Source organism: Pedobacter sp. T50_32 (genome assembly GCF_057652195.1).
In genome coordinates this window covers 1-15,519 of the sequence record NZ_JBYFBY010000004.1, presented here as the reverse complement: position 1 = coordinate 15,519, position 15,519 = coordinate 1, and the positions used below count along the sequence as shown (strand labels likewise).

Here is a 15,519-nt window from a genome sequence, read left to right as displayed (position 1 = left end):
ATGACACTACATAAAACAACATATTTAACGCTTGCCTTAGTTTTTGGTGCAACTTATTTAAGTGCACAAGAAGTGAAACCGCCAGAGAAAACGGAAAAAACTGTAAGTGAGGAAATTGAAATTGTTCGTCCTTACAAGCCAGTTTTGGCTGAGGCGGTTAAATTGAGAAGAAGCCCTGATTTAGATAACATTAAAACGTACAAGGCTAAATTCAATTATCAAATTACAGATAGAAAGCTTGAGCTGAACACCGACATACAAAAGTTACAGGCACAAAAAGTTGCTGATGAACGTAAAACAGAATTATTGAACAATTACGCAAAAGGCGGATTTGGAAATTTAGGTACATTCTTGGCAGAAGCTTATGTAGGCATGGGTCAAGATCCGGCTTTGCAAGCAGGTGCGTTCTTTAGGCACTTTGGGCAATCTGGTAAGCTGAACAAACAAGATGAAAACCGTCAGCAGTTAAATGTTTTTGCCCGTAGCATTGGCGATAGAGCTACTTTAAACGGTAAATTAAACTACCAAAGACACGGCTTGTACTTTTATGGCATCAATGAAAATGACTTGAGCTTAAACCCAAATCCTGAAAGGCAAGTACTTAACTTTTTTGAGGTTGAAGGAGAAGCTATCAGCAAATTTAGTCCAGATCCAGATGCTTTAAGCTATGCCGCAAAAGTGAATGGTTATTTGTTTAACGACAGGTTTAGCGCCAAAGAAAACTCGTTAACATTAACTGGCTACCTTAATAAACGTATCAGAACTTTCAACTTAGGTTTGGCTGCTTCGGCTGAACTAGGAAGTACTAAAGATAGAAACACCAGTGTTTCAAACAATTTGCTGAGGGTAAATCCTTACATTAAAATACAAGCTGGTGGTGTAAAAATTATTGCAGGTGCTAACATTGCACAAGAATTCGGCAGCAATACAAGTACCAGAATTTTCCCAGCTGTAACTGCAGATTTTACGCTTATCCCAGATTTTCTACAGGTATTTGGCGAAGTTAAAGGTGACGTTAATAGAAATACTTTGAAAGATTTAACAGACGAAAACCCATTCTTGAACAATAACATCTTCATCAAAAACAGCATAGAAAAACTAAGTATCAGCGGTGGTATTAAAGGTACTGGCGGACCAGGTTTCGGCTACAAAGCTCGTTTCTACAGCAAACAAATTACGGATATGCCTTTGTTCGTGAACAACTTTGCATCGTTTAATAAATTTGATGTGATATACGATTTCGGAACTACCAAAGTAATAGGTTTAGAAGGTGAATTAAGTGTGCAAGTAAGCGACAACCTAAAATGGACTGGTAAATTAAACATGGAAGATTACGAAGCTGGAGCCGAAAGAGAAAGCTACTTTAGACCACAAATGCGTGTAAGCTCTAACTTTATGTACGTGTTTAATAAGAAATTCACTTTTGATGCTTCTGTTGCTATACAAGACGATAGCAAAGCAAAAGTATTTACTGCTGACCCATTAAACCCAGATGGCACTTATCCAGCTACGCCAAACTTTGCAAACGAAACTATCGTGAATGTAAAAGGTTTTGTAGATTTAGGTATTGGGGCCAATTACAAAATCAACAACAAATTTTCGGCCTTTGCCAAAGCAAATAATATTTTAAACACCAATTACAGCAGATTTTTATATTATCGTCTAAATGGATTTAATATCTTTGGCGGTTTAACCTATTCTTTTTAAAAGGTTAGATTTTATAATTTTACCAAATGGATATATTACAATACCTGATAGAGCTTTTAAAAACCCGTAAGCAAATTGGAATTGAAGGCTTAGGTACTTTATATAAAAAGAAAACCCCAGGAAGGTACGATGCAGAGACACATTCGTTTTTGCCTCCTAGCTATACATTAGAATTTACTGATGATGTTTTGGAGCATACCAATCTGGTACAATATATCCAAAACAAAAGGGGTATTTCGGAAGACTCTGCCAAGTATTTTATTAGTCAATTTGTTGGCGAAATTCATAATGGTTTAAAACAAGGCGAATACACTCTAGAAAATTTAGGTGTATTAGCTAAAGTAAACGATCAATTAAGTTTTACGCCTAACCAAAATATCAACACAGGATTCGACTTTTTTGCACTACCAGCGGTAAATGCAGAGTTACCGAAAGTTGAAAAACCTGTACAAAACAAAGAAGAAACTAACGAGCAACCAAATGTAGCGGAAGAGCCTCAGATAGAACAAGTACAAGTTCCAGAATTTGAGCAGGAGATTGGTAGAGTTAATCAATCTGCTGAAGAAGAAATTGCGGTTGAAGAAGAACTTACGGAGAAAGTAATTGAGGACAACATAGTTGAAGATGAGGTTTCGGAGAACAAGGAAATCGAAAGCCAGCCTGAAACTGCTGAAGAGGAAGTTTTTGAAGAGATCACAGAAGTAAGCACAGCCGATACAAACGAAGAAACTAACGAGGAGCTGGTAGATAATACCTCTGAAAACAACCAAGAGGAAAGCCAACCAGAAGCTACTGAAGAAGAAGTTTTCGAAGAAATTTCGGAAGTAAATGCAGCAACTACTAGCGTTGAAGCTGAGCCTGAACAGCAGAAAGACAACAACGATACCTGGGATTTTGATGGAGAAAACGTGGTTTCGGAAGAAGATGTACAGGAACCAGAGAAAAATGAAGAAGAAACTGAAGATACAGTTGATCCTGAACATACTCCTAGCAAAGCTGCTGAAGATTTCACACTAACTTCTACCACACACGATTGGAATTTCGACAGCGTCAAAAACGAAAAGATCAAGGAAGAACCTATTTTAGTAAACGAATTTGATCAGAATGAAATAGCGAATGACGCAGAAGATGAAAGGAAAATGCCTTTTTATCAAAAGTTATTAATTGGTTTAGCTATTCTGTTGACAGGATTAGCAATAGCTTATGTAGCTAAACCAGAGTTGTTTGAAGACTTCAGTAGAAACACCACAAATCCTGATCAGAAAATAGCAGTGCCCATTGAACGCAGTAACCTCAAAACACAGCAAGACTCTTTAGATTTTGCGGATAGCATTATGGAAACTGCTGAAAAGGTTGGTTTAGATGTAAAACCCGCAAAAGATACTTTAAAGGTAACTACTACTAAGACAGAAGCAAAACCAGCCATCACCTACGACATTATTGCGGCCGCTTTTGCAAAGCAATCTGAAGTAGACGAGTATATTGCCTACATGAAAAGCAGAGGCTTTGATGCTAAAATAGCGAACATGCCAGGCAAAATTTATAAAAAAATTAGCATTGCTTCTTACAACAATATAGATTCTGCAGAAAAGAACGTTGTTAAATTTCGCAAGCAGCTTAAAAACACTAAAATCTACGTCCAAAAAATTAAAAACAACTAACACACAATGATATTATTACAGGCCAATTTACAAGACACCGCTCAAAATTTGATCGACACGGCACAAGCTGTTACTACTACCGCAGTTAAAACGCAAGAGCAAATCCACTTTATTGATTTACTTTTTAGAGGTGGCTGGGTAATGATCCCATTAGCACTTCTAGCTTTTTTGGCGTTGGTAATTTTTACCGAAAGATATTTAACAGTTCGTAAGGCATCTAAAGACGATACCAATTTACTTTTCCAAATTAGACAGAACATCAAGGACGGTAGATTGGAAAATGCCATCGCTTTGTGTAAAAATACGCCTTCTCCCTTGGCTCGTATGTTAGAGAAAGGCTTAAAACGTATTGGCCGCCCAATTAAAGATATAGAAGGCGCTATTGAAAATACAGGAAAACTAGAAGTAGCAAAACTGGAGAAAAACATCGGCATCTTAGGTATCATTGCTGGTATTGCACCAATGCTTGGTTTCGTGGGTACTATTATTGGTGTAATTACAATCTTCCAACGTGTGGCTGCAGAAGGAGCTATCGAAATCGGTACAATTTCCGACGGTCTTTACACCAAAATGATTACATCGGCAACCGGATTAATTATCGGTATTATGGCTTATGTACTTTATCATATCTTAAATATGATGGTAGAGAAAATCATCCTGAAAATGGAAACCGAAGCAATTGATTTTATCGATCTATTAGAAGAACCAGGGAAATAATGAATTTAAAAAACAGAAAAAAGGGTCATGTAGAGGTGCATACGGCAGCTTTAAACGACATCATGTTTTTCTTGATGCTGTTTTTCCTCTTGGCTTCTGCTGTGGTAAATCCGCAAGTAGTAAAGTTGTTATTGCCTCGCTCCTCTTCTGGCCAACAGGCTAATAACCAAAAATCTATTACAGTAAGTATCGATGAAAATTTGAATTATTTCGTAGACAAAAAACCTGTAAGCTTAGAAGCAATGGAAAGTCAGATCGAAAGTCAAATTCAACAAGATACTGATTTAACTATTGTATTGTACGTAGCCAGAGGTGTATCTATAGAAAATACGATGAAGGTGTTTGACGTAGCTAACAAATTGAAATTGAAAGTTGTTCTGGCTGTAGAGCAAAAGACCCGTCCATAATTTTTAATTATGGTAAGAGCCATCTGACCCATAAAAACATATTATACACAGATGAAATAAACATGGCACAAAACCATCAAGAAGAAAATAATTATCCAAAAGCATTAGCCATTTCTACCGGACTAATGGGTGCATTTATTGCACTTAGTTTTTTATGGATAATTGGGCAGTTTGAACCTAACGAAGAGTTGGGAATGGGTGGAATGGTGGTAAATTATGGTACTTCTGTTGAAGGCATGGGAACTGATTATACCAGTGTTGAAGAACCTTCGATGGCTCCAGATGCCAACAACAAAAGACCTGACCAGATTACGCCAGATCCTACTACAAAAAGTACCCAATCGCAACTTAGCGATAAGAACTTAACCACCCAAGATAGCGAAGAAGCAGTAAGTGTAAATACCAAGGAAACCAAAAGTAATGCTAACCCAAGCAGTACACAAGATAACAAGGTTGAACAGCCAGCTGTAAATCCGAATGCACTTTACAAGGGCAAAAAGAACAACGCAACTGGTGGCGGCGATGGTACAGGTAGCACTCCAGGCAACCAAGGTGATCCAGATGGAGATCCTTTGGCACCTTTTTACGGTGAAGGAGGTTCTGGATTTGGAAATAAACCGCTGCCATTGAGCAACTTCAGAAATTTGGTAAAACCCGATGATGATGGTCAGGAAACTGGAACTATTATGGTAAAGATTCAAGTGAATAAATCTGGAAGAATCATAAATGCAGAAGCTGGGGCTAGAGGGAGTACGTTTAGAAACAATGCTTTAGAAGATAAATGTGAAAGGTCTATGCTTAACGCTTCTTTAAATCCCATCACAAAAGGTCCAGATATTCGCATTTTTTACGTACCATTTAAGTTTACAGTAAAATAAGGTTAACAGAACGTAACTTCGCAAGTATCAATACACTTCTTATGACTTTGGTTAGAGTTCTTATTTTAGTTGTATTCAGTAGCTTCTGTAATGTTGTATTTGCTCAAAATGCCATTTCTGGAAAAATTACTGACAACGAAACAGGTGAGCTTATCATTGGTGCAAATGTTTATATCAACAACACAACCATAGGAAGTCCATCTAATAAAGATGGACTATTTTATATCTCAAATATTCCTATTGGAAAACAAGAATTAGTAATAAGTTATGTTGGCTATGAAACAATTTCTTATTCGTTCTCCTCTACTCAGTTACCTTTAAAAATTGATTTTAGACTCAAACCAAAATCAAAGCAGCTCAATGAGATTGTAATAAAAGGCGGATACAAAGTTGTCTCTAACGACCCTCAATATTGGAATACATTTTTGAGAACTTTCATTGGAATCACTCCTTTTTCAGACCGTTGTATCATAAAAAACAAAGAGGATATTGAGCTGCGATTGTTTGAACGACATGGAGAAGTACCTGTATTAAATGCGGTTGCTAAAAATCCAATCATTATTGTAAATCAGGCACTGGGATACGTTATAGCATACGATCTGCAATTTTACGAAGCGAAAGGTTTCAATAGAAAGTATTTTGGGAAAGCCTTTTTCACAGAATTAGAACAGAAGCAACCTTCCAACTCAAAAATTAAGCTGAGAGAAGCAGCCTATTATGGTTCGATAATACATTTTTTAAGATCCCTCTATCATAATAATTTAGAACCAGAAGGTTTTGAAATTAGAAGCATTTTACGTGATGTAAACCCTGAGAAAAAGAGATATTTGAAAGTATTAGATAGTGAAAAAATAGGTGACAATAAACTAAGAAACTTCATAATTAATAAAGATAATAGCCTTTTTGGAGATTCTAGTTCACATATTAGAGCTGTAATCTTAAAGCCAGATACCGATATCATATCAAAAGATATCGTTAAGGCAGAAGACTTAAAGGCCACGAACAAAAATGGACAGGTGATCTTGTCTTCTAAAGACTCGTTGTTTTCTGTAATTTATAAACAGCCTTTAGCCAATGTAATTGATCGCTTCAGTAGAAATTTTAAGACGAAAGAAGGTTACGTAAAATCAGTTTTCAAATTAAAGTCAAATGTGGCTTATGTTATAAATCCAACCATTAATAGCGTAAACGCTGGAATTGGTCTTGAAGGATTTTTCTCAGATTTCTATAATCTCTCTACAATGCTACCTGAAAATTTTGAACCAAGAAAGCCAAAAAATTAGCGAATATTGCATACAAAATGACCTATCAAAAAACACTCGACTTCTTATATAGTAAATTGCCAATGTTTACTCGCATTGGTGCTTCTGCATTTAAAAAAGATTTAGATAATACCCTTGCACTTTGCAACGCTTTAGACAATCCTCAAAACAAATACAAAACCATCCATATTGGTGGTACAAATGGGAAGGGCTCAACATCGCACATGTTAGCTGCTATTTTACAAAAAGCTGGATATAAAACGGGCTTATACACCTCCCCTCACCTCAAAGATTTTAGAGAACGTATTCGTGTAAACGGTAAAATGGTTTCTAAAAAATTTGTGATCGATTTTGTAAAGCAACAAGAACAGTTAATTAGCAAAATAGAACCATCATTCTTTGAAGTAACCGTTGGAATGGCTTTTTCGTACTTCGAACAAGCGCAAGTAGACGTCGCAGTTATCGAAGTGGGTTTGGGCGGTAGACTAGACTCTACCAACATCATCCATCCAGACTTATCTGTAATTACCAATATCAGCCTAGATCATACCAATATGCTAGGGAATACTTTTGGCGAAATTGCGTTCGAGAAAGCAGGTATCATTAAACAAAACACACCTGTAGTTATTGGAGAACGTCATCCAGAGACCGATCCTGTTTTTATCAAAAAGGCGAAGGAGCAAAATGCTCATTTGGTATTTGCGGAAGATGAGTTGAGCGCAAATCATATTTCAAAATTAGCCAATACTTTAAAGCTAGATATCCTCCAAAAAGGCCGGGTATTACTCAAAAGTTTACTATTAGATTTAACCGGAACCTATCAGCTAAAAAATATCCTCACGGTGATGGAAACCGTGCAAGAATTGAGGAAAATTGGTTATCAAATACCTGATGAAGCTATTTATCAAGCCTTAAAAAACGTAAAAAAACTGACTGGCTTACAAGGCAGATGGCAAACATTAGCTAAAAAGCCTTTAATAATTTGTGATACAGGTCATAACAAAGCCGGAATTAGCGAAGTCGTTCAAAATATCGAACAGACTGAATACTCAAATCTACATATGGTAATAGGTATGGTGAAGGATAAGGATATCAGTGCTGTATTAGCGCTACTTCCGAAAAATGCCATGTATTATTTCTGTCAGCCAAATCTAGAAAGAGCATTATCTGTAACCGAATTAGCAGAACAAGCAAGTAATTTTCAACTTAAAGGAGAAACATTTAATACCGTTGAGGAAGCACTTTCTTCCGCAAAAATTCATGCTAAAGATGACGACTTGATTTTTGTAGGCGGAAGTACCTTTGTTGTTGCCGAAATTATATAGAATATTTACAATAGCGCCTCATTATCTTAACATCCATTTAATACCTTTACAAAAACATATCAAACACATAATGAAAGTTAGATTTTTATACCTCTCATTAGCAATTTTGTTCGCTAATAATGTAGATGCTCAAAAAGCGAAAAAAAATAATACTCCTTCATCTGCTTATCCCCAAACTATAGCCCGACCAAAATTAGTAGTTGGTATGGTGGTAGATCAAATGCGTTGGGATTATCTTTATCGTTTTTACAATCGCTACGGGCAAGGAGGTTTCAAACGTCTAGTTAACGAAGGTTTTTCCGCCGAAAACACCCTAATCCCCTATACACCAACGCTAACAGCTTGCGGTCACTCTGCTATTTATACAGGTACAGTTCCCGCCATAAATGGTATCATTGGTAACAATTGGTTCGATCCTCAACTGGGTAGAGATGTTTATTGTGTAGAAGATAAAAGTGTGAGTACAGTTGGCAGTAGCAGTAAAGCGGGCTTAATGTCGCCTAAAAATCTATTGGTAACCACGGTAACAGATGAGTTAAGGATGGCCACCAATTTCAGAAGTAAGGTTATTAGCATTTCCCTAAAAGATAGAGGTGCAGTACTTCCGGGCGGGCATACATCAAACGGTTCTTATTGGTACGATGGTTCTACTGGCAGCTTCATTACCAGCACGCACTATATGCGACAATTGCCAAGCTGGGTAAACGATTTCAACGCCAGAAAACTACCAAATAAGTATTTTGCAGAAGATTGGAATACCTTATACCCAATCGCAACTTACACAGAAAGCACAGCTGATGATAAGTCCTATGAGCGCTTGTTTAAAGATGAGAAAGCCTCAGTTTTCCCACATCTATTTAAACAATACGCCAACAAAAATTATTCGATGATGAGTAGCATGCCTCAAGGTAACACATTTACTTTGGAATTTGCAAAGGCCGCCATCCCAGCAGAAAAACTAGGCCTATCTGGAAATACAGACTTCTTGGCAGTAAGCTTATCATCAACAGATTATGTTGGTCACCAGTTTGGACCAAACTCTATTGAATTAGAAGATACTTATTTAAGATTAGATAAAGATTTAGAAGACTTCTTTAACTACTTGGATAAAACTATTGGCAAAGGAAACTATTTATTTTTCTTAACTGCCGACCATGGTGTAACTCATGTACCTGGTTTTTCGAAAGAAAATAAATTGCCAGCTGGCGGTTTAAACCCCAGAAAATATAAAAATGAACTAGATAGTTTGATTTTAAAAGAGTTTAAAGTTAAAGATGCCATTTTTACTTTAATGAATAACCAGCTGATTTTTGATAATGAAGCGATTAAAGCAGCAAATGCAGATTATAGCAAAATCAAACAATTCAGTATCGATTATTTAGTAAAACAAGAAGGTGTTTTAAACGCAGTTGATATAAAAAACTTAGGTAATGCAAGCCTTCCTCACGATTTAAAGATGAAAATTGTAAATGGTTACAATGCACGTAGAAGCGGAGATGTTTATATCATTTTAGATGCAGGATGGTATCCAACTTTAAATCCAGGAACTGGCCACGCTGCGTGGAATCCTTACGATAGTCATATCCCTAATGTATTTATGGGATGGGGTGTTAAACCTGGCAAAACCAACAAAGAATATTACATGACTGATATTGCTCCTACGGTGTCTGCCTTATTGCGCATCCAACAACCTAGTGGTGCTATCGGCAAGGTAATTACCGAACTCATGAAATAGATTTACCAAATCAATAAAAAATCCTCAATTCAATAAGTCGAATTGAGGATTTTTTATTTTTCAAGCTTTTTTTATACGATTTTCACAACAACACCACGCTATTTTTACTTTCGAGTATCGCCTTTTGAAGTACCAAAATATTACCTTTGATACGCTAACCAACATTGTTTTTAAATAGTTTCCTTTTGGAAATCTGATCTATATGGATAAAATCGAAATATATAAACCTAATCATAAAATACGCTTTGTAACTGCTGCTGCATTGTTTGATGGTCATGACGCTACAATTAACATTATGCGCAGAATTTTGCAATCAAGCGGCGCTGAGGTTATTCATTTAGGACACAACCGTTCTGTAGACGAAGTAGTAAATTGTGCGATACAGGAAGATGTTCAAGGTATCGCAATGACATCTTATCAAGGTGGCCATATAGAGTACTTTAAGTATATGTACGATTTGCTACAGGAACGTAATGCCGGTCATATCAAGATTTTTGCTGGCGGTGGTGGTGTAATTTTGCCTGATGAAATTAAGGAATTAGAGAAATACGGCATTTCAAAAATCTATTCACCAGACGACGGTAGAAAGATGGGTTTGCAAGGAATGATTAACGATATGCTTGCAAAAACCGATTTCATAACTGTAAAGGGTTTGAGTGATGAGAAAGAAAATCTGATAAAAAAAGAGAATAGAAAAATAGCTAGACTGATATCTTCTGCAGAAAACAATGCAGAAGATTTTGACAACGTACTTAAAGAATTACAGAAAAATCAAAAATTCAATCCTCCTGTTTTGGGAATTACAGGTACAGGTGGCGCAGGTAAATCTTCGTTAGTAGATGAGTTGGTTAGACGATTTCTCATTGAAGTTAAAGATAAAAGCATTGCCATTATTTCAGTAGATCCTTCGAAGAGGAAGACTGGTGGCGCACTACTTGGCGACAGGATTAGGATGAACGCAATTAATAATCCTAGAGTTTATATGCGTTCGTTAGCTACTCGTCAGGCAAATTTAGCCCTTTCTAAAAATGTTCAAGAAAGCATTGATATCTGTAAAGCTGCCGGTTTTGATTTAGTGATTGTAGAAACTTCTGGTATCGGACAATCAGATACTGAAATTACAGAACACTGCGATGTTTCGTTGTACGTAATGACGCCAGAATTTGGTGCAGCAACTCAATTGGAAAAAATTGATATGCTAGACTTTGCTGATCTAGTTGCAATCAATAAGTTTGATAAACGAGGCGCTTTGGATGCACTACGCGATGTAAGAAAGCAATATAAACGTAATCATAACATCTTCGATGCCAAAGATGAAGAAATTCCGGTTTACGGAACTATGGCATCTCAGTTCAATGACCCCGGAATGAATAACCTGTTTGTTGCTTTGATCAATAAAATCCAAGAAAAAACAACAGTAGATTTCGCTGCTAAAATGGAGATGACTTCAAGTCAATCTGAGAAAATTTACATTATTCCACCGGAGAGAACAAGATACCTTTCAGAAATTGCTGAAGCAAGCGAGCAATACAATGAATGGGTAGAAAAGCAAGTGAGTATAGCTCGTAAAATGTATCAATTGCGAGGCGTAATTCAATTGTTAAAAGATGAAAACTCAAGTATTGAAAACCTAGAACAACATTATAATTATCAAGAAGAACAATTAGATGGTGAATGCAGAAGATTGTTGCGTGAATGGCCCAACACAAAACATCAGTATCAACAAGATAATTTCATTTATAAAGTAAGAGACAAAGAAATTAAACAACCCTTATTTTACGAATCTCTTTCTAAATTACGAATTCCGAAGGTTGCCTTGCCTCGATACGAAGATTGGGGAGATATTTTAAAATGGTTACTTACAGAAAACTTACCAGGAGAATTTCCGTATGCTGCGGGCGTATTCCCATTGAAACGTGATGGTGAAGATCCTACCCGTATGTTTGCTGGCGAAGGTGGACCTGAAAGAACCAACAAAAGATTTCACTATGTGTCTTTAGGTCAACCAGCCCATCGCTTATCTACTGCTTTCGATTCTGTGACTTTATATGGAGAAGATCCACATTTACGTCCTGATATTTACGGTAAAATTGGTAATTCTGGTGTAAGTATTGCCACTTTAGATGACGCAAAGAAACTCTATTCAGGTTTTGATCTTTGCGCTGCAAGTACTTCGGTATCTATGACCATTAATGGACCTGCACCAATGCTATTAGGATTTTTCATGAACGCCGCCATAGACCAACAATGTGAGAAATACATCATCGAAAATAGCTTACAACAAGAAGTTAATGATAAAATCAATAAAATATACCAAACAAAGGGAATTACTAGACCTAGCTACAACGGAGCACTTCCCGAAGGAAATAATGGCTTAGGTTTATTTCTTTTGGGTGTAACTGGTGACCAAGTCCTTTCGCAAGATATTTACGAACAAATTAAAGCAAAGGCAATAAGTTCCGTTCGTGGTACAGTCCAAGCAGATATTTTAAAAGAAGATCAGGCTCAAAACACGTGTATTTTCTCTACAGAGTTTGCATTGAGGATGATGGGCGATATTCAGCAATACTTCATCACAGAGAAAGTTCGAAATTTCTATTCAGTTTCTATTTCTGGTTATCATATTGCAGAAGCTGGAGCAAATCCAATTTCACAATTAGCTTTTACATTAAGTAATGGGTTCACTTTCGTAGAATATTATTTAAGTAGAGGAATGCATATCGATGATTTTGCACCAAACTTATCATTTTTCTTCAGCAATGGAATCGACCCGGAATATGCTGTTATTGGTCGCGTAGCACGAAGAATTTGGGCAAAAGCAATCAAGAATAAGTACAAAGGAAATGACAGGTCACAGAAACTGAAATACCATATTCAAACTTCTGGCCGTTCGTTACACGCTCAAGAGATCGATTTCAATGATATCAGAACTACCTTACAGGCACTTTATGCCATCTACGACAATTGCAATTCATTACACACTAACGCTTATGACGAAGCCATTACCACGCCAACAGAAGAATCTGTTCGCAGGGCGATGGCCATACAACTGATTATTAATAGGGAACTAGGCTTAGCAAAGAATGAAAATCCTTTACAGGGTGCCTTTATTATCGAAGAACTAACTGATTTGGTAGAAGATGCTGTATTGGCAGAATTTAAACGAATTAACGACAGAGGTGGTGTTTTAGGAGCTATGGAAACCATGTACCAACGTGGTAAGATTCAAGAGGAAAGTCTTTATTACGAAACACTAAAGCATACGGGAGAATTTCCAATTGTTGGTGTAAACACATTTCTGAATAAAAACGGTTCTCCTACTATTGTACCAGGCGAAGTTATTCGGGCTACAGAGGATGAAAAACAATTTCAGATAGCCACACTAGAAGCATTTCAAAAGAGAAATAATGATCAAGCGTCAGAAGCCTTAAAAAATCTACAAAGAGCTGCCATAGCTGGCGAGAACATTTTCGAAACACTAATGGAAGTCTGCAAGATTTGCTCATTAGGTCAAATCAGCAATGCGTTATATGAAGTTGGTGGGCAATACAGACGTAATATGTAATATGAAAAAAATCACATATACCCTTCTTTTATTTTTTGCTTTCGTCACGTGTATCTATGCACAAATGACCAAACCGTATATTATAGTTTTAGGTGTGGCACAAGATGGCGGATATCCTCACCTTGGTTGCCAAAAAGTATGTTGCACGCAAGCTTGGTCAAGTTTAAAACTTAGAAAAAATGTTACCGCCCTAGCAGTTGTAAACCCTTCTTCTAAAAAATGGTGGTTATTAGAAGCAACTCCAGATATTAAATTTCAGTTAAATGATTTCCAAAGGCTTACTGATAACCAGTATCCATATCTACCAGAAGGAGTTTTTCTGACTCATGCACACATGGGTCATTATACTGGTTTAATGCACTTTGGTAAAGAAGTGATGAATACAAAACAGTTAAAAGTTTATGTAATGCCAAAATTCAAAAAGTTTTTGGAAACGAATGGCCCTTGGAGTCAATTGGTAAACTTAAAAAACATCAATTTAGTAGAACTTACTAATGGTACTCCAATAAACTTAGATAACATCCAATTTACTGCACTAACAGTACCACATCGTGATGAATACTCTGAAACAGTTGGCTTTAATATAGATTTAAATGATAAAAAAGTGTTGTTTATACCAGATATAGATAAATGGAGCAAATGGAATAAAAGTATAATTGAAGAAGTTAAGAAAGTTAATTATGCCTTTTTAGACGCAACTTTTTTTGATAACAAAGAACTAAACAATAGGCCAATCGCTGAAGTTCCACATCCATTTGTTTCGGAAACAATTCAATTATTTAAAAACGAGGGTGAAGCAATTACGCGTAAAATACATTTCATCCACTTTAATCATACCAATCCGTTAATGAGGCAATTAGAAGCGAAAAGGCATACATTGCGACAAAAATTTAATGTGGCCGAACAAGGAAAATCTTATTACTAACAAGAAAGCCTCGAATAAATCTCGAGGCTTTCTTGTTAGTATCTTATGCTAAAATCCACTTGAACTTGTAATCGATAGTTGGATTTTTCATTCTTTCAGCAACTCTCAATAATCGGTCTGGAAGTTTCATGATATAATCTCTAGCCTTCTCTCCAGCTTCATTTAATTCCCTTACCCCTTCTATATTCCAATCAACGATTAATTGTTTTAAGATATCCACGTAATCAACAGCTGTGTAAACTCCTAAACGTTGCGCTGCATCCGTAAAATGACCAAAAACTTGTCCAATAGGCAAACCAACTTCTCTTAAGAAATGAGCTGGCATCACAATTTTCTTCTTCATCATATCATCAAAAGCTAGCATTGCTTCATTTGCATCTACTGCAAAAATCTGCTTAATGAAATCTTTATAAGCTTTAGCATGCCTAGCTTCATCAGAAGCAATTACTCCACACATTTTAGATAGTAAAGTATCACCATCTTTCTTTGCTAAAGAAGCTACACGTCTATGAGAAACATTTGTAGCCATTTCTTGAAAAGATGTGTAAATGAAATTCCTATAAGGATCGTGACCTGTACCAATATCAAAACCATCAGCAATCAAATACTGAGTAGACATCTCCATTTGGCGCATATCAACACGGCCAGATAAATAAAGATACTTATTCAATAAATCTCCGTGTCTATTTTCCTCAGCTGTCCAGTGACGGTTCCACTTCATCCAACCGCCTTCTTCGTCTCTACTTACACCATCAACCATAGCTAACCATGATTCATATGTAGGTAAGGCTTCCTCAGTAATTGTATCACCAATTAACACTGCAACCAAATCATAAGATAATTCACTTGCACTTTGTTGTAAGTCTTTTACTTTATTGAAAAAATCCTCTTTGCTAGCATCTGGCAAAAAATCAGACGGTTGCCAAATTTCATCAATAGGCTTTAGATATTCAGGCATCATTTCTAGCATATATTTCTCAATATGCTGCATTACTTCCCTTCTCTTTTCAACAAAAAAACTCATCTATGTGTATATGATTTATAATCTACAAAGATAACCAAATTATATGGCATAGAGGAATCTATCCATTTAATTACAGAATTTTAATATTAAATAATGATGAAAATCAAATTTTAAGCTAACTATTTAAGTCCAAAAACAAATAAATAGACTTATTACCCGATTTTGAAGTAGAGAAACAGCCAGTGCGAATGTTTAGCACACTGTCTTCCATTCCGCTGTTCTCCGATTTTTTGGTTCACAAAAAAGCCCCCGATCATTTCTGAAGGGGGGCTGTAGGTTTAGGCACCGACCTACTCTCCCACGTGTTACCGCA

At 36.4% G+C, this 15,519-nt stretch carries 11 protein-coding genes; 10 read left to right on the top strand and 1 reads right to left on the bottom strand.

Annotated elements, in window-relative coordinates; translation table 11 throughout:
• The 10 genes from AC23ME_RS13630 to AC23ME_RS13585 all read left to right on the top strand — a co-directional run bounded on the left by AC23ME_RS13630 (nucleotide 1) and on the right by AC23ME_RS13585 (nucleotide 14,182).
• Complete coding sequence (locus AC23ME_RS13630) at nucleotides 1-1,707, top strand: hypothetical protein (RefSeq protein ID WP_487728329.1); 1,707 nt, start codon at nucleotides 1-3, stop codon at nucleotides 1,705-1,707.
• A 26-nt stretch (nucleotides 1,708-1,733) separates the two neighbouring features.
• Complete coding sequence (locus tag AC23ME_RS13625; protein WP_487728328.1) at nucleotides 1,734-3,368, top strand: hypothetical protein; 1,635 nt, start codon at nucleotides 1,734-1,736, stop codon at nucleotides 3,366-3,368.
• A gap of 6 nt (nucleotides 3,369-3,374) precedes the next feature.
• A complete protein-coding gene (locus tag AC23ME_RS13620; RefSeq protein ID WP_487728327.1) occupies nucleotides 3,375-4,085 on the top strand; it encodes a MotA/TolQ/ExbB proton channel family protein in 711 nt (236 codons plus the stop codon).
• Nucleotides 4,085-4,492, top strand: coding sequence for an ExbD/TolR family protein (locus AC23ME_RS13615; protein WP_487728326.1), 408 nt, complete (start codon nucleotides 4,085-4,087; stop codon nucleotides 4,490-4,492). Before AC23ME_RS13620 ends, AC23ME_RS13615 begins: the two co-directional genes overlap by 1 nt.
• A gap of 62 nt (nucleotides 4,493-4,554) precedes the next feature.
• Nucleotides 4,555-5,370 carry an energy transducer TonB family protein gene (locus AC23ME_RS13610; RefSeq protein WP_487728325.1) on the top strand — a complete coding sequence of 272 codons (816 nt, stop codon included), beginning with the start codon at nucleotides 4,555-4,557 and terminating at the stop codon, nucleotides 5,368-5,370.
• A gap of 41 nt (nucleotides 5,371-5,411) precedes the next feature.
• Nucleotides 5,412-6,653 (top strand): carboxypeptidase-like regulatory domain-containing protein, encoded by a 1,242-nt coding sequence (locus AC23ME_RS13605; protein WP_487728324.1) that lies wholly within the window; start codon nucleotides 5,412-5,414, stop codon nucleotides 6,651-6,653.
• A 17-nt stretch (nucleotides 6,654-6,670) separates the two neighbouring features.
• Nucleotides 6,671-7,957, top strand: a complete 1,287-nt coding sequence (locus AC23ME_RS13600; protein WP_487728323.1) for a bifunctional folylpolyglutamate synthase/dihydrofolate synthase — start codon at nucleotides 6,671-6,673, stop codon at nucleotides 7,955-7,957.
• 70 nt (nucleotides 7,958-8,027) lie between these two features.
• Complete coding sequence (gene pafA, locus AC23ME_RS13595; protein ID WP_487728322.1) at nucleotides 8,028-9,692, top strand: alkaline phosphatase PafA; 1,665 nt, start codon at nucleotides 8,028-8,030, stop codon at nucleotides 9,690-9,692.
• A 202-nt stretch (nucleotides 9,693-9,894) separates the two neighbouring features.
• Nucleotides 9,895-13,257, top strand: coding sequence for a methylmalonyl-CoA mutase family protein (locus AC23ME_RS13590; RefSeq protein ID WP_487728321.1), 3,363 nt, complete (start codon nucleotides 9,895-9,897; stop codon nucleotides 13,255-13,257).
• A 1-nt stretch (nucleotide 13,258) separates the two neighbouring features.
• Entirely contained in the window at nucleotides 13,259-14,182 is a 924-nt protein-coding gene (locus AC23ME_RS13585; RefSeq protein ID WP_487728320.1) for an MBL fold metallo-hydrolase, read from the top strand.
• Nucleotides 14,183-14,225: 43 nt separating this feature from the next.
• Here the strand turns inward: AC23ME_RS13585 and AC23ME_RS13580 are convergent, their stop codons facing one another.
• Nucleotides 14,226-15,206: an acyl-ACP desaturase gene (locus AC23ME_RS13580; RefSeq protein ID WP_487728319.1), complete on the bottom strand. Its 981-nt coding sequence runs from the start codon at nucleotides 15,204-15,206 to the stop codon at nucleotides 14,226-14,228.
• Nucleotides 15,207-15,519: the final 313 nt, after the last annotated feature.